We start from the raw sequence: 20551 nt of genomic DNA on the forward strand, positions 1-20551 counted from the left end.
CTTCTGGAAATGAGAACTGCTCCTTAATTATCGGAATTTATCATGTCTATTTCGTCCCGCTCTTCGTGCGGTTTGACGAGACGTCGGTTTGTGACGGGGTTGGGCGCGGGGGGTCTGCTTGGCGGGCTCCCAGCTAACGCTCACGCATTCACTCAGCCTATGGGAAGTCTTCCTGCAACGTCTTCGGCAAATCATAATCTGCGTGTGGGTCGCACGCGCATTGAAATTGATGGGAAGTGCCTTGATGCCCCGAGCGTTGGCGGCACAGTGCCTGGACCGATACTGCGTTGGAAACAGGGAGATACGGTCTCCATAAATGTGACCAATGATTTGAGTGAATCTACGTCAATCCATTGGCATGGCATTCGTGTGCCCAGCAACATGGATGGTGTGCCTGGCCTGAGTTTTGCAGGTATCGCGCCTGGAGAGACGTTTACCTATCGCTTTCGCCTGCATCAAAGCGGGACATATTGGTATCATGGGCATTCCGGAATGCAGGAGGCTCAGGGGTTGTATGGCGCAATTGTCATTGATCCCCGCACCCCGGACCCGACTCCCTGTGAACGCGATTACGTGGTCCTACTTTCTGAGTGGACGGATGTTGATCCGATGGACATCCTTAGCAATCTCAAGATGCAGGATGATTATTATACGTTTCGGCAACGCACGGCGGCATCCTTTCCAAGGGAAGCAAAACAGGCAGGAAGCGGGATAGCTGCGCTCAAGGATCGTCTCGCATGGTCAAAAATGCGAATGTCTGCAACGGATATTTCAGACGTCAGCGGGGTAATTTTCAGCTATCTCGTGAATGGTCACGCCCCAGATACGAACTGGACGGGGCTGTTCAGGCCAAATGAACGCATCCGTCTGCGTTTCATTAATGCATCTACGATGACTTTTTTTGATATTCGCATTCCCGGGCTGGAAATGCAGGTGGTGCAAGCCGATGGAAATGATGTGGAGCCCATATCTGTCGATGAATTTCGCATAGGTGTTGCGGAAACTTATGACGTCATTGTCCAACCAAAAGACGAGCGCGCATATACTATTTTCGCGCAGAGTGAAGACCGGACCGGCTATGCACGAGGCACTCTAGCGCCACATTCAGGAATGTCTGCCGCGATTCCTCCTATGGACCCCAGACCCGTTCGCACAATGATTGATATGGGCATGTCACACATGAAGCCCAACGATAGCATGGGCAGCATGAACATGGCTGGAGATATGAGCGGCATGCAAATGTCGGGCATGTCGATGAAGGGAATGGGCAGTATGAAAATGCCCCCTCTTAAGCGTGATGATCCGGGCCCGCCTCCACTCAACGTCGAAAACCAGAACGTTGCCATGATGCCGGTTGATCGCACGGGCAGCCCAGGCGATGGTCTTGAAAATACAGGCAGGCGTGTTCTGAATTATCGTCAGTTGCGTGCAACGCGCCCGGGTGCAGACATGCGGCCACCATCGCATGAAATTATCATGCACCTGACTGGAAATATGGAACGTTATATTTGGGGGTTTAACGGACGCAAGTTTTCAGAGGCGGGCCCCATACGCCTTAAGCTTGGAGAGCGTGTTCGGTTTATCCTTATAAATGATACGATGATGGAACATCCTATCCATCTTCATGGATTGTGGAGTGAACTCGAAAATGGTCAGGGCGCTTATCAACCCTACAAGCACACGATCATTTCCCAGCCTGGGTCAAAACTTAGCTATCTGGTGACAGCAGACACACCGGGGATGTGGGCATACCATTGTCATTTAATGTACCATATGGATAGCGGTATGTTTCGAACGATTATCGTATCATGAAAAGAGCATTATTTTTCATGATGCCGCTCTGTTTTCCATTCAGCGTATTCGCTGCGGAAGGGCAGGAAATTCATTATCATGCTGCAGATGCGCCCTCCGAACCAGTTATTTATATTGGTAATACGGCGCCCATTATGGATCAGGCTACGTATTTTCATGGTATTCTTGATGAATTCGAGGGGAGATATTCTCCTGGAAAATCGGATTTTCGATGGGATGGAGAAGCCTGGTACGGCACCGATTATGATCGGGTCTGGATACGCTCCGAGGGCACTGTCTCTGGTGGAAAAATGGGAGATGGACAGCAGGAGCTGCTCTACAGCCATGCAATATCCACCTATTTTAATTTGCAGGGTGGTGTTCGCGCTGACCTTGACGACGGTCCGGAACGAACATGGGGAGCGTTTGGTATACAGGGTCTTGCGCTCTACCAGTTTGAACTTCAGGCCACTGGTTATGTCAGCGATCGCGGACGCTTTGCCGGGCGTCTGGAGGGATCATATGATTTTTTGCTGACAAACCGACTAATTCTTCAACCGCAGGCGGAACTCAATTTTTATACGAAATCAGATGCAGCCCGACAGGTTGGGTCTGGTCTGTCCGATATCGATGCTGGTCTGAGGCTTCGTTACGAAATCTGGCGTAAATTCGCGCCTTATGTCGCGGTGACTTATGCGGGTCAAATTGGCCAGGCGCGCCACATTGTTCAGGGACAGGGCGAACGGAGCGGGAGCACACGCTTCACCTTTGGAATTCGCGGCTGGTTCTGAAAATTTCTACGTAAAACAAGAAGGATATCATTTATGAGATATTTGATCCTGTGCCTTTTTCCTCTGATGTTTGCTGAGGCTTGGGCATCCCCAGTAACTGCATCACCGCATCAGAAAAATAGCTCAGTGCAAGGGGATGCGTCGATGGCGAAGCTCACAATGACGCAGAAAATGGAACTGTGTGAAAGACTGGATAAGGAGCGGAAAAATGGCAGGTCTCTGCCACCAAGAATGAAGCAGCAGCTTGCTGAATGCGCGAGCATGAACAGCAGTATGGCCAATATGGCTGCCACTATGCCTCCAGACACTACGTTGGATCGTTAAGCTCGGCCGTAATAGAGCTTCATGTCAGTAGCCTTCTCTTCAGATAGGGAAGGCTACTGAGAAACAAGAAATAGTAAGTTACATATTGTTCTGATTATTTTTTCGGATTCGAAGCTTTGTCTGGCAACGGCGTATGTTCCCGGCCAGAATAATTGGTGACGATAGTACGCACGCCCCCCGCAGCCTCCTCACTCGCGGCGGCAGCAACTTCGCCCCATTCATGATCCAGGGAATGCGCGGCAATGTCGTGAATCTGTGTCGCGGCACCTGCCTCTTTTCCGTCCGCTGCCAGTACGTGCCACACAATTTCAATATGCTGCTGCGGATGCCCTGTTGTGCCAGCAGGTCCGTTCGTAATCTTCACGGAGGTGCGCACCGTAAAGTCAGCGCCTTTCGGGGTTGTCTGTACGGAATTGGTGTTGTCAGGCAAGGCGACATAGAAAGCGCGCGCAAGGGAAATATTCCCGTCTCCCGGTGCCCCCGTTACGCCTGCAAAGTAGATGTGTGCGGCGCGATGCATCAGGCTGTGAGGGTCCTGCTGCATCATATCTGCCTGGATGCCAGTCAGAAGCTGTGCAATCTGGGGACCTTCCTGAACTGCCGCTGCATTCACAGTGGCAGGGTCGCCTGAACTCCAGAGCGCCATATCAACAGGCTGCCCATCTCCTTCGGCACGGGCTTTCCCGTCTGGCGTCATCACCACGTAGTGCGGGACTACAGACCCTGACTGTGTTTTGGCCGAAAGTTTCAGCCACCAGTCCCCGGGCTTACGCGGCTGCGCAATAGCGGGAACTGATTCCGCAAGCAGGGCCTGCGCGGTGTCCTGGGCCCAGAGATGGGTCGCCGCATCCGGCAGCAGGGAGTCGGCTGGTGTCGGAACGGCAAGCCGGGCCGGAGGGAGATTGGCCATGGCCAGATGTCTTGCCTGTGACCCTGGGTCAGCGAAAGGGTGTGGCATGGAAAAGCAGCCAGCAAGGCAGAGGGGGAGCAGGGCAGGCAGGATACGGCGCATCAGAGGTCCGGGAACTGTGGAGCGGGTCTGCAGAAAGCCGGAACTGTAAGGGAACGGGCCAGTCTTGTCGAAGCCCGCTGCCCCCGCTTAGTGGTGGATCAGAATGTAATTGATCGTCACGTCGATATCGAAGTGGTCACCCTTCATGTCAGGTGGCACGGGTGGAAGATGCGCACCCTGGAACATGCCGGACGTGGCCGCATCCAGCGAGTAAGAGCCGGACTGTCCCGTCAGACGCACGGACTTCACATGCCCTGAACGATCCAGCACCACATGCACTGAAGAAGGACCATCTTCGCCTGCACGGGCAGCTTCTTCGGGATAATACATGTGTGACCGGATCCAGCGATCAATCTCTCCACCGTAATCTTCGCTCACACCCTTGACGCTGTTGCGTGTCTGATATGGGGCGTTGATCGCGCCGTTCATGCTCAGAGGGCCAAGAGACATGTCGATCGGGCCGCCAGATCCGGCAGCGCGTCCTCGACGATGACGATAGGGTGATGGCTGATCCCCGAACGACAGATCCATTGGATGCGCAAATGGATTGCTTTTGTCAGAGCGTGCTGCGCGATGGGGGGAGGCATGGCGGTGAGATGCCGTATGCTGTGATCGCTGGCTCGGTGCTGCTCCTGGCGTCACTGGGGCAGGTACAGGGTCTGTTTTTGCAAGTTCGCCTGAAGGGTCTTCTGCAACAGGAGGGGTGGATGGCGTTTCTGGTGTTGGAACAGCAGGGGTGGGTGCTGATTGCTGCTCCTCTGTTTTCTGTTCCTGTTGGTCAGGCGTTTTCTGCTCGGGCGTTGATGTGGAAGGCGGTGGCGGTGCACCCCCCTCTTCATGGGCGCGAGGGCCCTGCATGCTGCTTTTGGAAGGTGGCGCGTCGAACACCATTTCCACCTGCGGCTGCTCGGCGCCGGATGGAGATCCATGCGCGCCGTGGTGAGACGCAAGCAGCATCGCCAGAATCGCAATGTGCAAACCGGCCGAGATGACAAACGGAATCGCAGGTCCGGGCTCGACCACCGTCTGCGGCCGCATCATGGGAGTCAGGACGGGTTTTACCGCCGTCGCTGCTGGAACATAATCTCGCAACCGCCCCCGGCTACCAGCAGGCGCAGCGCGCGCCACGTCTGGCTCTTTCGGGCGAACAACAAAAAGTCTTGGCTCCAGACGCGCGGCCTTGCCCCCGACAGCAGAGTCGTTGCGCATCATGGGGTTTTACCCTGGCTGAGGAGGGTACTGTGGTGGCGCGTCATCGCCGGACCATTTGTACCAGGACGGGCCGGGTTGTCATCGGGCGGGCTTGGTATCCGGGTCTGGGAGTGGACATGTGGTTCCGGTATCATGGCAGCAATGTCCGGATCACGGAAGGCGCAAACCGTAACGGAAGTCACAAAGGGAAACAAACACCATGTCCGCTGATCTTGTTGCCTGTCTTGCAAAGGATTCCGATATTGCGGCGGCAATGGAGCGGATAGGCCCGTGCCGCCTTCGCGGCAATGATGGGCAGGAGCCTTATGACGCACTTCTACGTGCCATCACAGGGCAGCAGTTGCATGGTGTCGCTGCGCGTAAAATCTTCGGGCGCGTTTGTGCTCTTGGTGAAACTGGAGAAATTGATGGCCCCCCTCCCACACCGGGGCATCTGCTTTCCCTTTCGGAGGATGTCCTGCGCGGATGCGGTCTTTCTGCAGCTAAACTGACAGCGATGCGTGGTGTTGCTCAGGCCAGGCTCGACGGTATCGTACCCAGCCGACTGGAAGCTGCAGATCTCAGTGACGAAGAACTGATCGCCCGTCTCATCACACTGCGTGGAATTGGCCGCTGGACGGTCGAAATGCTTCTGATGTTCACGCTCGACAGGCCGGATGTGATGCCGATAGACGATTTCGGTGTCCGCGCGGGCTGGAAGCGCATCAAGGGACTGGATGTCGCCCCCACGCCTAAAGTGCTGCGGCTGGCCACGGAATCCTTCTCCCCCTGGCGTTCTGCGCTTGCGTGGTACTGCTGGAGAGCGTCCGAAGAAGGCAAGAAAGGAGCCCCCAATCCTTTGACGGGTTGAAGGCTTTTTGGCCCCTGACCCTGTTTCCAGACTCCGATCGGGCCAATATATTGCCAGAAACAGGCAAAACCTGCCTGAAAACCAGCATCAAGCTTGACGTTCAGGGCGACAGTCCGCACATAGCGGGACTGGATTTTTCCGGCCCTGAATCCGGGGCCGCTGCTTCACGCAGATGACCACCAAGCACCTGCTTCAAGGATTTACATGTCAAAAGAAGATCTGATCGAGTTCACCGGCACCGTGATGGAACTGCTGCCCAACGCGATGTTCCGCGTGACCCTCGACAATGAGCATACCATTCTGGCTCACACGAGCGGCAAGATGCGCAAGAACCGTATCCGCGTTCTGGCAGGTGACCGCGTGAACGTTGAGATGACACCATACGACCTTTCCAAGGGCCGCATCACCTTCCGCTTCAAGTAAGACGGTCGCTGCCCTGATGGCTTCCGACACTGCGCGTACCGGAACGCAGGCGCGTCCTGCCCTAGTGCTGGCTTCGGCTTCCCCACGCCGTCTGGACCTTCTGAGCCAGATTGGAATCGTGCCTGACGCAGTCGTCAGCGCGGATGTGGACGAGGAACCGCGCCCGGGTGAAATGCCGCGCCCCCTTTCGGAGCGCCTGGCACGCGCCAAGGCCGATCACGTTGCGAACTTGCGCGCCGACCCCGCTCTTGTGCTCGGTGCGGATACGGTTGTCGCCGTTGGCCGTCGCATTCTGCCCAAGGCAGAAGACGAAGCGACAGCCCGGCGTTGCCTGACGCTTCTGTCGGGTCGCCGGCACAAGGTGATCACGACTGTCGTTCTGCGTCCCACCAAAGCGTGGGAAGCTGGTCGTTCGAGCGAGCGTGTCGTCGAAAGTACTGTGATCTTTGCACGCCTGACCAACGATCATATCGATGCCCTGATCGCACAGGGAGACTGGCGTGGCAAAGCTGGTGGCTATGCCATTCAGGGGGCTGCTGCCGCGCATATACGTCAGATCGGGGGTAGCTATTCTGCTGTCGTGGGTCTCCCACTCTTTGAGACAGCGCAGCTTCTGCGGGGGCAGATCCGTCGTGAGGGAGGCTGGATCGCGTGATTGAAATCCGCGCTGCCTGCTCTCCAGGTGAAGTGCGGATAGTCGTCACCGACCATGACACACTTCTGGACGCAGCCATCTGGCGCCCGGGGCTGGCGGATGGACTCGATGACTGGCACGTCGTGCGTGTTCAGGCGCCCGCGCCAGCTCTCGGCGGGGCTTTCGTCACTCTCGCAGACGGTATAGGCGGTTTTCTCTCCACGCGTGATGCGCTGACGCAAGGTTCTCTTGTTGGCGCCCGTGTCGTCCGAAGTGCGCAAAACGGTAAAGGTCTTCGCCTGAAGCGTGCCGACATGCCGACAGAGCCTTACACGGCACCGGCCCTTTTGCGTCGAGGTCCTACCCCACTTGAAGAGCTTGCGACACGCTATCCAGATGCTGCGATCATCATTGATGACGCCGCAATGGCCGCGCTGCTTCCCGTGTCTTTGCGTCCGCGTCTGCAAAGAAGCCTGCAGGCTTTTGATGCCACGTTGGAAGCCGATTTTCAGGGACTCGGCGCATCTGAGGTTGAACTTGGAGCCCTGACGGCCAGTATCTTTCCAACACCCGCACTCGTGGCGATCGACATGGACAGCGCCAAAAGTCCCGATTTCAAAACAAACATCGAGAGCTTTCCTGAACTGGCCCGCCAGATCCGCCTGCGTAATCTCTCTGGTACCATCCTTGTGGACCCAGCGGGCGTTAAAACCCGCAAGCGCCCGGCGCTGGTCAGTTTCCTTCAGCAGGCGTTCATACAGGATCCTTTGCGGACCGAGATTTTGGGGGCTACCCCGTCTGGGTTGCTGGAGTTGACGCGCCTGCGCCGCCGCCCTCCGTTGCACGAGCTTCTTTCTTCTGCGCATGGCATTGCCCTTGCTGCCCTGCGCAGAATTCTTCAGGAAAACAGGAAGGGTGCTACATTAACCGGGTCTATTGCCATCATCCGCGCGCTGGAAGCCGACCCTGTCGCTATGGAAGATTTTGTTTCCCGTCATGGGCAGCCAGTGGAGCTTATCCTGAATCCTGATGCCCCCCCTGCAAGCTGGAGCCTGTCATGAGTGGAACATGTCCGATCTGCAAACGCCCTACCGAAGAGGCGTTCAGGCCTTTCTGTTCACAGCGCTGCGCGGACGTGGATTTGGGGCGCTGGTTCAACGGTAATTACCGTGTTCCGTCCTTTCGTCAGGATAATGACGAAGATATGGAAGAATATCCTGACGGGAAGGGTTGATCCCAACCTCCGCATACGCTACACCCCGTTTCCGCAACAGGCGATACGTCCTGTAGCTTCGGTGCCCAAGTAGCTCAGTTGGTAGAGCATGCGACTGAAAATCGCAGTGTCACTGGTTCGATCCCGGTCTTGGGCACCACTTCAGAATTTTCCCTTTGAAATTGCTGTTTTGTCAGGCTGCCTTGGGTTTCCAGGTGTGTAGCTTTGATAAAGTTATCTCTTGCTGGAATGAACCTGCCTGATTTTGGACAAAGCATTCTTTCGTAAGGAATGCTTTGTCAGATTGGGCGATGGGCCCATCAGGAAAGTGCATATTCAGCAAGCTCGCTGGCAAGCTGTTCAGGATTGCGGATGCGATAATTCATATTGAAGCCATTTCCAGCGCCAATATGCTCAAGGCCATTTGCATCATAGAGATATTGAGCATCGTTGTTGTTGGCCATGTCTATCAGGCACTGGTTCGCCCAAATGTCCGGGCCGTGTGCCAGAGTGATGACGCGTCGCTCTGGAAAGAAAATGCTCGTGTGCAGGGATGCTCCACTAAACCCGATGACTGTCGGATTTGATGCCCATAGTTTGATCTGATCTCGGAAGCCCATTTCTTCCGGATAGACAATTCCAACGCCCCGTTCACGCAAAGCCGCAGTGAATGCACTTTCATTATCCACGCGAACATTGCCGTTTCGCAGACGCTCCTTGGACATATAAATTGCTCGGGCAGGAAGTGGTTGGCCGCCTTCAGGAATGATCTGCCTTCCAATGGCGTGCATCAGGTCTGCGTAAATAGTGTGCACAAGCGAAAGTTCTTCGAACGGAACGCTTGCAACATCTATCCGACGGAAACGGACTGGAGTTGAGATTCGCAGGAAGTTTTTCTCGGTAAGGCCAAGAGCAGTCATGATAACTCGAAAGTAATCACGTGCCATCAATTCCTGCACACTCAAATGGCAGCTGAAGACAATCCGCAGACGATCGCGCTCATAGGCGGGGAGGGCCCATAACCGGCCCACAGCTCCTACCAGAAAATGCCCATAATGGGGGTCTATATGTCCCATATAAATATAATCATAATCGTCGCTGAGCGTCGGACAACTGGGCAGTTCCGGGCAGTCAGTAGATCCAAGGGGATTGTGCAGCTTTCCTGAACCGTTGCCCGCAAAGATCATTGCTTCCGCAACGCTGCGGCCCGAGGGTTCGAACAGTCCCCAGTAAGGGCCGTTTGCAGGGGGAATGAAGATTGCATTCCGGGCCATGCGCCTGCTGGGAAGATCGTTGATCAGCAGTCTGCGTCCAACAAAACCCGTACATTCTTTCAGACCCATGATCGTCTCTTTCTGGTGGCGTGGATTTTAGCCGCCTTGGTGCGCACCCGCTGGTACCATGTGTGTTTCGCCTGCATCGCAGGGAGCATCAACCCCGAAGACACTGTAAACGGCGGATGACAGGGTGTGTTCCCCCTGTTAGAAGGCGCCCATCCTTCTCCGCCAGCGTATGAGTCCGCCCGATGAAGATCGTTGCCTGCAACAGTAACCTGCCCCTTGCTCGCGCGGTCGCGAACGAGCTTCGACTGCCTTTATGCAAGACAGTCGTCAAGCGTTTCTCTGACGGCGAAGTGTTCGTTGAAATTCAGGAAAACGTGCGCGGAGAAGACGTATTCGTCATCCAGAGCACCTGTATGCCGACCAATGATCATCTCATGGAGCTTCTGGTCATGCTCGATGCGCTTCGCCGTGGCTCGGCCAAGCGTGTGACAGCGGTCATGCCGTATTTTGGCTATGCGCGTCAGGATCGTAAATCTGGCCCACGTACCCCCATCAGCGCCAAGCTGGTGGCAAACCTGCTGACGGAAGCGGGTGCGAACCGCATCCTGACCATGGATCTGCACGCCATGCAGATTCAGGGTTTCTTTGATATTCCCACGGACAACCTGTACGCGGCACCGCTCTTTGTGCGTGATCTGAAGACGCGCCTTCCGGACCGGGAACTGATGATTGTTTCTCCGGATGTGGGTGGCGTGGTCCGTGCCCGTCAGCTCGCTCAGCGTCTGAACCTGGATCTGGCGATCATCGACAAGCGTCGCGAGCGTGCGGGTGTCTCAGAGGTTATGAACGTGATTGGCGATGTCGAAGGCCGGTATTGTGTACTGGTGGATGATATTATCGACAGTGGCGGGTCCCTGTGTAATGCCGCAAGTGCTTTGATGAGCCGTGGTGCACAGGGTGTGGAGGCTTATGTCACTCACGGTGTTCTGACTGGCAATGCGTGTGAGCGCGTGAAAAACAGTCCTTTGAACATGCTGACCCTGACAGACAGCATCCCAGCCACGGAAGCCCTTCTTGAGGCCCCGAACATCCGGCAGATCACGACGGCCAACCTTCTGGCGCGCGCCATGAGTGCGGTGGCGGATGAAAGCTCGGTTTCCTCATTGTTTGACTGATTTCTTACCGATTCAGGAGCGCATCATGCCGAAGATCATTGCCAAGCCTTACTGGTATCTCCGTCATGGTGAAACGGACTGGAACGCAAGGGGGCTCTCGCAGGGGCGGACGGATATACCGCTCAACAGCACTGGCCTGGCACAGGCCGCGCGTGCGGGCGCAGCACTGGCGGCATTTTTCCAGAATGGTCATGCGCCGTTTGACCGTATCGTGGCCTCCCCCCTGACTCGTGCTCTCGTCACGGCAGAGTATGCAAGGGATGCCATTCGCGATGGTGGTGGTCCTGATCTTCCGCTCACGATTGACCCTGAACTGCAGGAGGTCTGCTTTGGTGTTCAGGAAGGCGAGCCCATGGGCACATGGTATGACCCCTGGATTGAAGATGGCATGACGCCTGAAGGGGCAGAACCCTTTGCCGAGCTTCGCGCCCGTGCGGTGACTGCGATCAATCGTGAACTGAAGCGCGATGGCGTGCCATTGTTCGTGGCACATGGGGCGCTGTTTCGTGGTCTGCGCTCAGGAATGGGACTGCCGGTGAATGTCAGGCTGGCCAACGCTACACCGATGCACCTTAAGCCATCACCAGAAGGGTGGGAAATCGAGATTCATAATATTACAGGCGCCTGATATTCTTTCTCGCGGATAATGTACGGGGTTCCGGTGGTATAAATTCATTCTGTTCTGTTCTCCCCTCTTGTGAAGAAGGGGCGGGGCGATTAGGCCAGAAAGGATTTTCGATTTTTAACCGGAACATGTCCATGACACGTCTGCGCCTGCTGGTTGCACTGACCGCGTTTACCGGCCTCGTCTCCCCGGCTTTTGCCCAGCCGCAACCCGAGCCAATGCCTATCCCTCCTTCCGTTCCGGAGCCTCAGGACCACCCGTTTCCGGGGTCACTGAACGTTTCCGTGGACGCAACGGATACAGCCCATCATATCATGTCGGTGCACGAGATTGTTCCCGTGCCCAAGGACGCGATGGAAAAGGGAGAAATGACACTCCTGTATCCGATGTGGATACCCGGTGATCATTCCCCGACTGGCGTCATTGAGCAGTTTGGTGGCCTCAGTGTTCAGTCCGGTGGCAAGAAGATCGCCTGGAAACGGGACTCAGTGAACGTAGCTGCGTTCCACATTCCGGTTTCCAGTGCCACACCAACGCTTGATCTGCATTTCCAGCTTCTGTCTCCGGTCACACCGGCACAGGGCCGCGTTGTCATGACGCCATCCATCGTTAATGTCGAGTGGGATCAGGTAGCACTGTACCCGGCGGGCTATTTCACGCGCGACATCAACGTGAAGCCAAGTGTCCATGTTCCTCATGGCTGGCAGATTGGTTCTGCCCTGCGCGCGGGAACCTATGGCGACGAGACACATTTCAATGATGTGCCGTTCAATACGCTTGTGGATTCCCCAATTTACGCTGGGCGGTATTTCCGCAAATGGCAATTGAACGCGCCTGGGCAGACGCCTGTTTCACTGGACGTCGTTGCTGACGACCCAGACTCGCTGAACGCAACCCCGGCTCAGATCGAGGCACATCGCAACCTGGTCCATCAGGCTGTCGCAGTGTTCGGTTCGCAGCATTACGATCATTACGACTTTCTTCTGGCGCTGACGGAAGAGCTGGGTGGTATCGGGCTGGAACATCATCGCTCGAGCGAAAATAGTGCAGCGCCGGGCTATTTCACTGAATGGGACAAGACTTTCCCCGAGCGCGACCTGCTCGCTCACGAATACACCCATTCCTGGAATGGAAAATATCGCCGTCCGGCAGATATGTGGGCACCGAACTTCAATACTCCGCAGCGCGGTTCTCTGTTGTGGGTCTATGAAGGTCAGACGCAGTACTGGGGCAATGTCCTTGCCGCGCGTTCAGGTCTTGTGACGAAGGAGCAGGGCTTCGAAGCTCTGGCTCTGATGGCTGCAACCTACGATAACCAGTCAGGTCGTCTGTGGCGCCCGCTGGAAGACACGACTAACGATCCCGTCATTGCGCAGCGTGCACCGCTCTCATGGCGCGACTGGCAGCGTTCTGAAGATTATTACGTTGAAGGCCAGCTCATGTGGCTGGATGCGGACACTTTGATCCGCAAGCTTTCCAATGGGCAGCATTCCCTGGATGACTTCGCCAAGCTGTTCTTTGGCACCAATGACGGTAGCTTCATCACCAGCACCTATCGCTTTGAGGATGTGGTGACGGCGCTGAACACGGTTCAGCCATATGACTGGGCCAAGTTCCTGCATGATCGTCTGGATGCTGTGCAGCCGCATGCACCGCTCGATGGCCTGCTGAATGGTGGATACAAGCTCGTCTACACAGCGCAGCCGACATCCTTCATCAAGGCTATGCAGGCCGCACGTCACACAACGGACCTGACATTCTCTCTCGGTGTTGCCGTCAACGCCCACGGGACGATGGGGCGTGTTCACTGGATGGGCCCGGCGTTCAAGGCCGGTATCACATCTGGCGAGACAATCCTTGCTGTCAACGACATGGCATTTTCGCCAGAGCGTCTGATCCACGCTGTAACGGACGCCCAGAAGGACCCGAAGCAGACGATCCGTCTGATCGTAAAATCCGGCGAGCACGTACAGACCATTACGATCCCGTATCACGATGGGCTGCGCTATCCGCATCTTGAGCGTATTGCAGGCACGCCTGATCGTCTGAGTGAGATCTACACCCCCCGTAAGTAAGGGGGAATTCTCAGGGCTGCTCGTCTGGCAGCCCTGAGATTATTGCCGTTACCCTGAGGGTGTTACCAGGGGACGAGGGACTTGCCGAGCGCCTTCTGGGCGGCCGGTGTCATGCCGATATCATTGCGGTTCCACCAGCCGCCGCCAAGCGCCTGAAACAGACCAACACTATCAGAGAACCGCGCTGCCTGTGCCTGAACGTATGATAGTCTGGCCTGCGAGACGGATTGCTGTGCCTGCAGAAGGGACAGTGTACTGATGTCACCAAGCCGAAGCTGGGCATGGGAGATATTCAGGGTCTTTTCACTGGCCTGCAGGTTAGTTTCGTTAGCGGCCAGTGTGTCGGCATCAAAGCTGACGGCATGCAGGCTGTCAGCAACGTCCTGAATCGCGCTGAGCACGGTCGCTTTGTACTGGTCATTGGCCTGCAGGAGATTGTCGCGTGCGCCGCGCTCGGCATGAAGTAGCGAACCACCCTGGAAAATGGGCTGCATCAGTGTTGCGGCGATTGTCCAGTTTCCATAGCCGGGTTTGAAGAAGTCACTCATTGTTCCCACGGCTTGTGCCGGTGTGGCGCTGAGCTGAACATTGGGGAGGCGATTGGCGATTGCGATGCCGATCTGTGCGCTTGCCGCCTGAATCTGTGCCTGCGCCGCTCTGACGTCCGGGCGCTGGTCCAGCAAGGCGGAGGGCAGAGAGACCGGGAGGCTGCGTGGCAGTGTGAACTGCTCCAGATGAAACTCAGGCATCGGTGTGTTTGGTGTGACACCGATCAGCGTCGCCATTTGATCTCGGTTCTGTGCCAGAGCCAGGTTCAGGGGAGGGAGCGTCATTTCAAGCTGCGCGATCGAAGCCTGCTGTGCGGTAACATCATGAAGGGAGATGTTGCCCAGCTTCTGTTCGTTCAGAAGCGTATTCAGAACAGTCCTCTGGTCAGAGATCAGGCTTTGTGTCGCTTCGATCTGGGCCCGTATTCCCGCATCCTGAATGGCTGCGTTGACCAGATTGGAGACCATGGTCAGTGCTGTGGCTTCAAGCTGGAAGCGCTGGATGTCGGCCTGTGCTCCTGCCATCTCGATGGCGCGGCGTGCACCACCCCAGAGATCGGGAACATACCCTATGCTCAGCTGGGCAGTGTGTACGTTGTACAGATAGGTGTTGTTGTTCGGGACAGGCGAGTAAACCTGCGATGTTTTGTTACGCGTAGGGTTGAAGGACGCTGACAGGGTTGGGTAGAGCGCAGCGCCTTCGATGCGGCGTTGCTCCCACGCGGTCTTCAGGCCGTCCTGCATCGCCTTGAGCGATGGGTTGTTCGCGAGCGACTGTTCGACGAGCGCATTGAGCTCTGCGTTCTGGAAAACGGTCCACCATTTCCCCGGAATATCAACGCCAGTTTCAAAGCGCTGTGAAACGCCGGCGTTGCCCGACGAGCCCTTTGTCGGGCTCAGGGCCGCGCGCTGGTAATCTGCATTGGCGGGCATGTCCGGCCGATGAAAATTCGGCCCTACAGCGCACGCGCCGAGCACTACGGAACTCAAAAGAACAGTGGAATGACGCAGAAGCCGCTTCATGACAGGGCCTCATCTTCCTTGATACGTTTTGGGCGGCGCTTTTCGCGCTTCTCAACCCACATTTCGAGTTCGCAGAAATAAACAGGAAGGGCAAAGAGCGTTAGCAGGGTGGCAATACCCAGACCGCCAACCACAACGGTTGCAAGGCCACGCTGGACGTCAGTACCGATACCCGTTGCCATTGCGGCCGGGAGCATACCTGCGCTTGCGACGGTAGCCGTCATGAGGACAGGACGGAACCGCTCGGCCGCACCCATGATCGTGGCATCACGGACTGGTAGGCCTTCAGCGCGGTGACGGTTGATGCTTGCGATCATGATGATGCCGTTCTGCACGGCCACCCCGAAGAGCGCGATGAAGCCCACGGAGGTCGCGATGTTAAGGGTCTCACCCCGCAGGTGCAGCGCGACGAGGCCACCGAGCGTGGCCAGAGGTACGACGCTCAGGATCAGGAAAGCCTGACGGATGGTGCGGAATTCGGCGAACAAAAGCAGCAGCATGACAGCAAACATCACGCCAAGTGCAAAGATCAGGCGCTTCTGGGCCCGCTCTTCCTGCTGGAACGTTCCTGCCCATTCGAGGCGATATTTCTGATGATCGTAGTGCACGGAGCTTTCGATCCGCGCCTGCGCATCGGCCAGATATTGTGACAGCGGACGGTCGCCATTATCGACGCGAATGGTGATCTGGCGTTTGCTCAGTTCGTGGGAGATGTTGCTCTCACCCATATGCAGCCCGACATGCGCGACCTGTGACAGCGGAACCTGAAGGCCGTCTGCGTTCAAAAGCGGGATCTGTGCCAGGGTCTGCATGTCCTGAATGTCCTGCTTCCGGATGTGCAGGGTCGCATTATAGAAGCGGTCATCTTCATAGACGGTGGTGATGGGTGCATCGCCGATCGCATTCGTCACGAGATCTGAGATGTCAGACACGCTGATGCCATAGCGGGCAGCTGCCAGCCGATCAGCCGTGATATCGATCTGCGGAATGCGTGGTTCCTGGAAGATGGACGCGCTTGCCGTTCCGGGCACGCGGTGCAGGATATCTACGATCTGCTGTCCAATGCGCCGCAGTTCGGAGAAGTCGTTGCCGTAAACGCGCAGGACCAGCGGGCTGTGCGCGCCGCCAACAAGATCGCTCATGTTGTCCTGGATCGGCTGGCTGATGCTGAAATCAATGCCTGGGATCCGGGACAGACGGGCGCGCAGACGCTGCACGAATTGTGCCTTGTTCTCGCCGCCGGGCCACTGGTCATAGGGCTTCAGGCCAACGGGCATCTCGATATGAGATGGTGTCCACGGGTCGGTTCCGTCATCCGAGCGGCCAAGCTGTGTGATTGCATAGGATGTTTCGGGGAACTCGCGTACGGCGCTCCGAAGTTCATCGGCAATTCTTTCTCCCTTATCGAGGGAAATGCCCGTCGGCATCTGGACCTGAAGCCACAGGGCACCTTCATCGAGATCCGGAAGAAATTCGCGCCCGATGCTTGCACCAAGAAAAATCACGGCAACCAGTGCCGCTGCTCCGCCAAAATAGGCGATCAGCGGCCGGTCGATGAAGTGTCCAAGCGCTCTGGTATAATGCCCGTGCAGCCATTCAAGCGGTTTGTTGTGCCAGATGTGACGTGGCTTGCGCAGGGCCAGAAATGTCAGAGACGGGATCAGCGTAAGAGCACAGACCAGTGCGCCCAGTAGCGCAAAGCTCACGGTATAGGCCATCGGGCGGAATAGCTTGCCTTCGCTGCCTTCGAAGGCAAAGAGCGGGCTATAGGCCACGATGATGATGAGAGTGGACGAGAAAATCGCCCGGCCTGCACGCTTGGCAACCGTCAGGACGTTCGCGGGAGAGAGTGGGTCATGCGGATGGTCTTCGCGGATACGCAGGATCGTCTCGGTAATGACGATCGCTCCATCTACGATCACGCCGAAATCGATCGCGCCCAGCGAAAACAGGTTCGCCGACATATTGAAAACATGCATCAGCACGAACACTGCAGACAGTGCGAGCGGGATTGTGACGGCCGTTACGATGGCGCTTCGCGGGCTTCCAAGAAACAGCGTGAGGATGATGACGACGAGGAAGATACCCTCGAACATCGTCTCACCGACCTTGTGGGTTGTTGCCTGCACGAGGTTGTCGCGGTCCATGTATGGAACGATGCGGACATGCTGGGCAGCGAGCTGCTTCTGTAGGCTGGCGATTGTTTCGTGCAGCCCTTGCAGGACTACGGAAGGGTTCTCGCCGCTAAGCATCGTGACGACGCCTTCGACGGTATCCGGGTTATGGTCCTTGCCGAGGATACCCTCGCGGACCTGATGCCCGAACTGGACGCGTCCCAGATCCTTCACGAAGACGGGGACGCCGCCGTGATGGGAAACGACGATATTCCCCATGTCCTCCAGGCTGTGGATCATGCCAATGCCGCGGATGACATAGGACTGCTCGCCGCGGCTCACGCGGCCACCACCTGAATTCACGTTGCTGTTGCGGATGGCAGACAGCACATCTTCGAGGCCGATGCCGTACCGCAGCAGGGCTGTCGGTTCCAGTTCAAGCTGATATTCGCGCGTGAAGCCGCCGAAATTATCGACGTTCACAACGCCGGGGATATGCTGGATGGCGGGTGTCACAATCCATTTCTGGACGTCTGACAGTTCCATCAGGTTCCGGTCGTCGGACTCCAGTGTATAGCGATAGATCTCACCAGCCGGGCCGGAAATGGGGCCAAGCGCAGGTTGTGCGCCATTGGTCAGGGACAGGCTGGAAAGCTGTGAAAGGACCTGCTGCCGGGCGAGATAGACGTTGGTACCGTCCCGGAAGATCAGCGTGACAAGAGACAGTCCGAAAGTGCTGGTGGAGCGACTGTCAACGACACCCGGAACACTCGCAAGCTGGCGTTCGACAGGTGTGGTGACCTGCTGTTCCATTTCCTCGGCGGCAAGGCCGGGCATCTGCGTCGTGACCAGAACGCTGACGGCACCAAGATCCGGATAGGCTTCCACGGGAAGCACGCGCCACGCGGCGCCGCCCATAAGCGCCAGCAGAACAGCAGCAATAAACACGACTTTACGGTGCGAGAAGCACCAGGCGATGAGGCGTTCGATCATCAAGGTTCAGTCGTCCGCTCAGTCGTCGTTCAGAAGGATGGCGCCGCTCGTCACGACCCGGTCATTTGCGGAAACTCCGGAGAGAATGCGCACAGTGTCGCCCTCATCGTAGCTGATTTCAACGTAGTGGCGGCGGAAGGTCCGGGGACCGGCTTCCACAAAGACGGAGACGCGATCATTGTCCATCAGGAGTGCGCTTTTAGGCACCATGATCTCGCTGTTCTGCGGTACCTTCATGATGGCGTTTGCGAACATGCCGGGATGCAGGGTGCCATCGGTGTTCGGGCAGACCAGATACGCATTCAGGCGGCGTGTGTCCTGATGCAGTGTCGGGTCATATGTCGCGAGGGGACCTTCGCAGGTGTGTCCGGGAAGGTCGGTAAAGGTGGCAGTCAGCGTGACGCCTTCGTGGATCTGTGAAACGCGGTTTTCCGGTACGGCCGCGGCAACCCATACTTCGGAGAGGTCCAGAAGGGTCATCTGTACGGCGGTGGAATCCGTAATATTCTGACCCGGTGACATGGTTGTTGAGGACACTACACCGTCGATTGGCGAGACAAGTGGAACCTGGCCCTGTGCGGAATAACCCGGACGCGCTCCGAGCACCTGCAGGCGGCGTTGGGTGCGCTCTGCTTCTGCCTGTGCCTGTGCGAGATCGTTACGGGCGGACTCCATGTCCTTTACTGCGTTGCCGCCAGCGGCCAGGACGCCTTGCGCGCGCGCAAAGGCGCGGTGAGCGAAGTCGAGGGCAGCGCGGGCGCGGCTATCATCTGCAACGGCCTGATCAAGGTCACTCGCAGCGATGATTGCCAGGATCTGACCCTTGGTGACATGCTGACCCAGATGCACGGCAACGCTGATGATGCGGCCTGTGACTGGCGCCAGGACATTTACCTGCCGGTCTGGCTCCGCCATGATCTGTGCGGGCAGCTCGATGCCGTGAGTGATCGTCTTGGAGATAACGGGGGTGATGATCAGCCGTTTATACAGGGGGCTGCCGTCACGGACGACAATGCTCCCGTTTTCCACGGCATACATCGGCGGCTCCATAGATGCGGTTTTGACTGCAGGTCCATGGAACCGGAAAGCGATGACAAGAATGATCGCGACGCACAGAAGGCCAATAGCCAGTACGCCGACGCGTGTAACGCGCATGCTGCTTGAGAACCCCGTTATGATATTAAAGGCGGCGCCGATCAGGGAGACCGGGCGGAAAAAGATCGGATCGTCACGGAGCCGGACAATTCCCTGACAGATGCTACCTGCCGCATCACGAGCGTTCCGCCAAGCGGTTCAAGCCAAAAACGAATATGTTTCTAAAATTTTATGTAACAAATCGCGGAACTTTCATCTGCACGTCAGGAAAATGACAAAAAAAAGGCAGTACACCATCGCTGGCGCCTGCCTTTTCCGGCTCAGGTAAGAGCGTTTTTTTTCTAGAAACGATACTCGATACCTGCGCCCACGACAGTTGGGTCTAGGGAATCATGTGCGCGGATGAAGGCGCCTGAACCGCGCTCGTTGGCCCAGGCATGCATGCGCATGAACATCTGCTTCACGTCGAAGTTGAAGAACCAGTTGCCCACCAGTTGGTAATCGAAGCCCGCATTGACCGATGGGCCACCCGTTACGCCCACGTTCAGCTTCTGCACCAGACCACCGGCAGGGGATATATTGTGGAAGAAGGCGAGTGTCGCACCGACCCCGACATAGGGGTTGAATGTCTTGTGGGGGCGGAAATGCCACGCGAATGTCACGGTGGGCGGAAGAGCCCATGCACTACCGACATCGATCTTGCCGAGAGCGGTATCTTCAGCCGCGACTTCATGGCGCGTACTGGCAGCGATCAGATCTGCGGAGATGTGGTCCGTGAAGAAATATTCGAAGGTCAGCTCTGGCATGACAGAGCGTGTGGTTTTGATGCGGCCGCCAAACGCATTGCCGTTCAGCCACAGTTTGCTGTCACGATCTTCGGGCATGACGCCGAGGGCCGACAGACGGACGATGAAATCGCCCTTGCCGAGTCCGATCTTGGTGTTGGCACAGGTCTGGAAAAGGCCGCAATGCCCCGAGGACACGGGGGCATGAACGTTTTCTGTAGGAACCGGCGCCGCGACGAGCGGAGCCGATACCGTGACCTGAGCGGGAGAAGTCTGGGCAAAAGCAGGGGCGGCGGCCAGGCCGAGCACCGCAGCTAGCATAAGGGCTGTGGTCTTCATGACGGGTTCCATCAACAATCGTTGAGTTCTGAAAAGCACCGTGCGACATCAGACACCTTGACCTGGATCAAGTGTGGCGAATTATGTGCTATAGAGCCCGTGGGTAATCCGAGACCCGAACCTCGCCCAGAAAAGCAGGATTGTCATGTCATCATTCAGATCTTCCGACGATATGCATGATCGATGTGTCCATTGTATTGGCCGGGTTGATAGTATCTGCAACGCCATAGAGGATTGTGATCTTGC

Annotated in this window: 17 protein-coding genes and 1 tRNA gene; 11 read left to right on the top strand and 7 right to left on the bottom strand. The window is 56.7% G+C overall.

Going from position 1 to position 20551, the window contains the following annotated elements:
- Positions 1-42: 42 nt before the first annotated feature.
- Complete coding sequence (locus GWA01_RS11415) at positions 43-1812, top strand: copper resistance system multicopper oxidase (protein ID WP_146798113.1); 1770 nt, start codon at positions 43-45, stop codon at positions 1810-1812.
- 17 nt (positions 1813-1829) lie between these two features.
- Positions 1830-2582 carry a copper resistance protein B gene (locus tag GWA01_RS11420; protein WP_228118599.1) on the top strand — a complete coding sequence of 251 codons (753 nt, stop codon included), beginning with the start codon at positions 1830-1832 and terminating at the stop codon, positions 2580-2582.
- A gap of 418 nt (positions 2583-3000) precedes the next feature.
- Here GWA01_RS11420 and GWA01_RS11425 read toward each other — a convergent pair whose 3' ends face one another.
- Positions 3001-3918, bottom strand: coding sequence for a hypothetical protein (locus GWA01_RS11425; RefSeq protein ID WP_146798117.1), 918 nt, complete (start codon positions 3916-3918; stop codon positions 3001-3003).
- A gap of 87 nt (positions 3919-4005) precedes the next feature.
- Positions 4006-5130, bottom strand: coding sequence for an energy transducer TonB (locus GWA01_RS11430; RefSeq protein WP_146798120.1), 1125 nt, complete (start codon positions 5128-5130; stop codon positions 4006-4008).
- 199 nt (positions 5131-5329) lie between these two features.
- On the opposite strand from GWA01_RS11430, the gene GWA01_RS11435 reads away from it, so the two are divergent.
- From GWA01_RS11435 to GWA01_RS11460, 6 genes are all read left to right on the top strand, one after another.
- Positions 5330-5980, top strand: a complete 651-nt coding sequence (locus GWA01_RS11435) for a DNA-3-methyladenine glycosylase family protein (protein WP_146798122.1) — start codon at positions 5330-5332, stop codon at positions 5978-5980.
- 204 nt (positions 5981-6184) lie between these two features.
- Positions 6185-6403, top strand: coding sequence for a translation initiation factor IF-1 (infA, locus tag GWA01_RS11440; RefSeq protein WP_007282896.1), 219 nt, complete (start codon positions 6185-6187; stop codon positions 6401-6403).
- 16 nt (positions 6404-6419) lie between these two features.
- Positions 6420-7058 carry a Maf family protein gene (locus GWA01_RS11445; RefSeq protein WP_146798124.1) on the top strand — a complete coding sequence of 213 codons (639 nt, stop codon included), beginning with the start codon at positions 6420-6422 and terminating at the stop codon, positions 7056-7058.
- Positions 7055-8098: a ribonuclease E/G gene (locus GWA01_RS11450; protein WP_146798126.1), complete on the top strand. Its 1044-nt coding sequence runs from the start codon at positions 7055-7057 to the stop codon at positions 8096-8098. Before GWA01_RS11445 ends, GWA01_RS11450 begins: the two co-directional genes overlap by 4 nt.
- A complete protein-coding gene (locus GWA01_RS11455; RefSeq protein WP_146798128.1) occupies positions 8095-8271 on the top strand; it encodes a DNA gyrase inhibitor YacG in 177 nt (58 codons plus the stop codon). Before GWA01_RS11450 ends, GWA01_RS11455 begins: the two co-directional genes overlap by 4 nt.
- Before the next feature lie 63 nt (positions 8272-8334).
- Positions 8335-8410 (top strand) — tRNA-Phe (locus tag GWA01_RS11460).
- Between the two features lie 160 nt (positions 8411-8570).
- Here the strand turns inward: GWA01_RS11460 and GWA01_RS11465 are convergent.
- Positions 8571-9593, bottom strand: coding sequence for a glycosyltransferase family 61 protein (locus tag GWA01_RS11465; RefSeq protein ID WP_146798130.1), 1023 nt, complete (start codon positions 9591-9593; stop codon positions 8571-8573).
- Positions 9594-9775: 182 nt separating this feature from the next.
- Here GWA01_RS11465 and GWA01_RS11470 point away from each other — a divergent pair, with 182 nt between their 5' ends.
- The 3 genes from GWA01_RS11470 to GWA01_RS11480 all read left to right on the top strand — a co-directional run bounded on the left by GWA01_RS11470 (position 9776) and on the right by GWA01_RS11480 (position 13408).
- Positions 9776-10708 (top strand): ribose-phosphate pyrophosphokinase, encoded by a 933-nt coding sequence (locus GWA01_RS11470; protein ID WP_146798132.1) that lies wholly within the window; start codon positions 9776-9778, stop codon positions 10706-10708.
- Positions 10709-10733: 25 nt separating this feature from the next.
- Positions 10734-11336, top strand: coding sequence for a histidine phosphatase family protein (locus GWA01_RS11475; protein WP_146798134.1), 603 nt, complete (start codon positions 10734-10736; stop codon positions 11334-11336).
- Positions 11337-11467: 131 nt separating this feature from the next.
- On the top strand, positions 11468-13408 hold the full coding sequence (locus tag GWA01_RS11480; RefSeq protein ID WP_146798136.1) for a M61 family metallopeptidase: 1941 nt from the start codon (positions 11468-11470) through the stop codon (positions 13406-13408).
- Positions 13409-13470: 62 nt separating this feature from the next.
- On the opposite strand, the gene GWA01_RS11485 is transcribed toward GWA01_RS11480, so the two are convergent.
- From GWA01_RS11485 to GWA01_RS11500, 4 genes are all read right to left on the bottom strand, one after another.
- Complete coding sequence (locus tag GWA01_RS11485; RefSeq protein ID WP_146798140.1) at positions 13471-14979, bottom strand: efflux transporter outer membrane subunit; 1509 nt, start codon at positions 14977-14979, stop codon at positions 13471-13473.
- The gene (locus tag GWA01_RS11490; RefSeq protein WP_146798142.1) at positions 14976-18086 is read right to left on the bottom strand and encodes an efflux RND transporter permease subunit; all 3111 of its coding nucleotides are present in this window, start codon (positions 18084-18086) and stop codon (positions 14976-14978) included. The genes GWA01_RS11485 and GWA01_RS11490 overlap by 4 nt, the downstream gene beginning before the upstream one ends.
- A gap of 18 nt (positions 18087-18104) precedes the next feature.
- Entirely contained in the window at positions 18105-19241 is a 1137-nt protein-coding gene (locus GWA01_RS11495; RefSeq protein WP_146798144.1) for an efflux RND transporter periplasmic adaptor subunit, read from the bottom strand.
- A 281-nt stretch (positions 19242-19522) separates the two neighbouring features.
- Positions 19523-20305, bottom strand: a complete 783-nt coding sequence (locus GWA01_RS11500) for an OmpW/AlkL family protein (protein WP_146798146.1) — start codon at positions 20303-20305, stop codon at positions 19523-19525.
- Positions 20306-20551 lie beyond the last annotated feature (246 nt).

Origin of the sequence: Gluconobacter wancherniae NBRC 103581 (genome assembly GCF_007988885.1) — a bacterium.
GTDB classification, from domain to species: domain Bacteria; phylum Pseudomonadota; class Alphaproteobacteria; order Acetobacterales; family Acetobacteraceae; genus Gluconobacter; species Gluconobacter wancherniae.

Coding starts and splice junctions, on each gene's coding strand:
- GWA01_RS11455 (WP_146798128.1), top strand. CDS start 8,095: ATGAGTGGAACATGTCCGATCTGCAAACGCCCTACCGAAGAGGCGTTC.
- GWA01_RS11475 (WP_146798134.1), top strand. CDS start 10,734: ATGCCGAAGATCATTGCCAAGCCTTACTGGTATCTCCGTCATGGTGAA.
- infA (WP_007282896.1), top strand. CDS start 6,185: ATGTCAAAAGAAGATCTGATCGAGTTCACCGGCACCGTGATGGAACTG.
- GWA01_RS11490 (WP_146798142.1), bottom strand. CDS start 18,086: ATGATCGAACGCCTCATCGCCTGGTGCTTCTCGCACCGTAAAGTCGTG.
- GWA01_RS11480 (WP_146798136.1), top strand. CDS start 11,468: ATGACACGTCTGCGCCTGCTGGTTGCACTGACCGCGTTTACCGGCCTC.
- GWA01_RS11470 (WP_146798132.1), top strand. CDS start 9,776: ATGAAGATCGTTGCCTGCAACAGTAACCTGCCCCTTGCTCGCGCGGTC.
- GWA01_RS11415 (WP_146798113.1), top strand. CDS start 43: ATGTCTATTTCGTCCCGCTCTTCGTGCGGTTTGACGAGACGTCGGTTT.
- GWA01_RS11465 (WP_146798130.1), bottom strand. CDS start 9,593: ATGGGTCTGAAAGAATGTACGGGTTTTGTTGGACGCAGACTGCTGATC.
- GWA01_RS11430 (WP_146798120.1), bottom strand. CDS start 5,130: ATGATGCGCAACGACTCTGCTGTCGGGGGCAAGGCCGCGCGTCTGGAG.
- GWA01_RS11495 (WP_146798144.1), bottom strand. CDS start 19,241: ATGCGCGTTACACGCGTCGGCGTACTGGCTATTGGCCTTCTGTGCGTC.
- GWA01_RS11425 (WP_146798117.1), bottom strand. CDS start 3,918: ATGCGCCGTATCCTGCCTGCCCTGCTCCCCCTCTGCCTTGCTGGCTGC.
- GWA01_RS11445 (WP_146798124.1), top strand. CDS start 6,420: ATGGCTTCCGACACTGCGCGTACCGGAACGCAGGCGCGTCCTGCCCTA.
- GWA01_RS11500 (WP_146798146.1), bottom strand. CDS start 20,305: ATGAAGACCACAGCCCTTATGCTAGCTGCGGTGCTCGGCCTGGCCGCC.
- GWA01_RS11420 (WP_228118599.1), top strand. CDS start 1,830: ATGATGCCGCTCTGTTTTCCATTCAGCGTATTCGCTGCGGAAGGGCAG.
- GWA01_RS11485 (WP_146798140.1), bottom strand. CDS start 14,979: ATGAAGCGGCTTCTGCGTCATTCCACTGTTCTTTTGAGTTCCGTAGTG.
- GWA01_RS11435 (WP_146798122.1), top strand. CDS start 5,330: ATGTCCGCTGATCTTGTTGCCTGTCTTGCAAAGGATTCCGATATTGCG.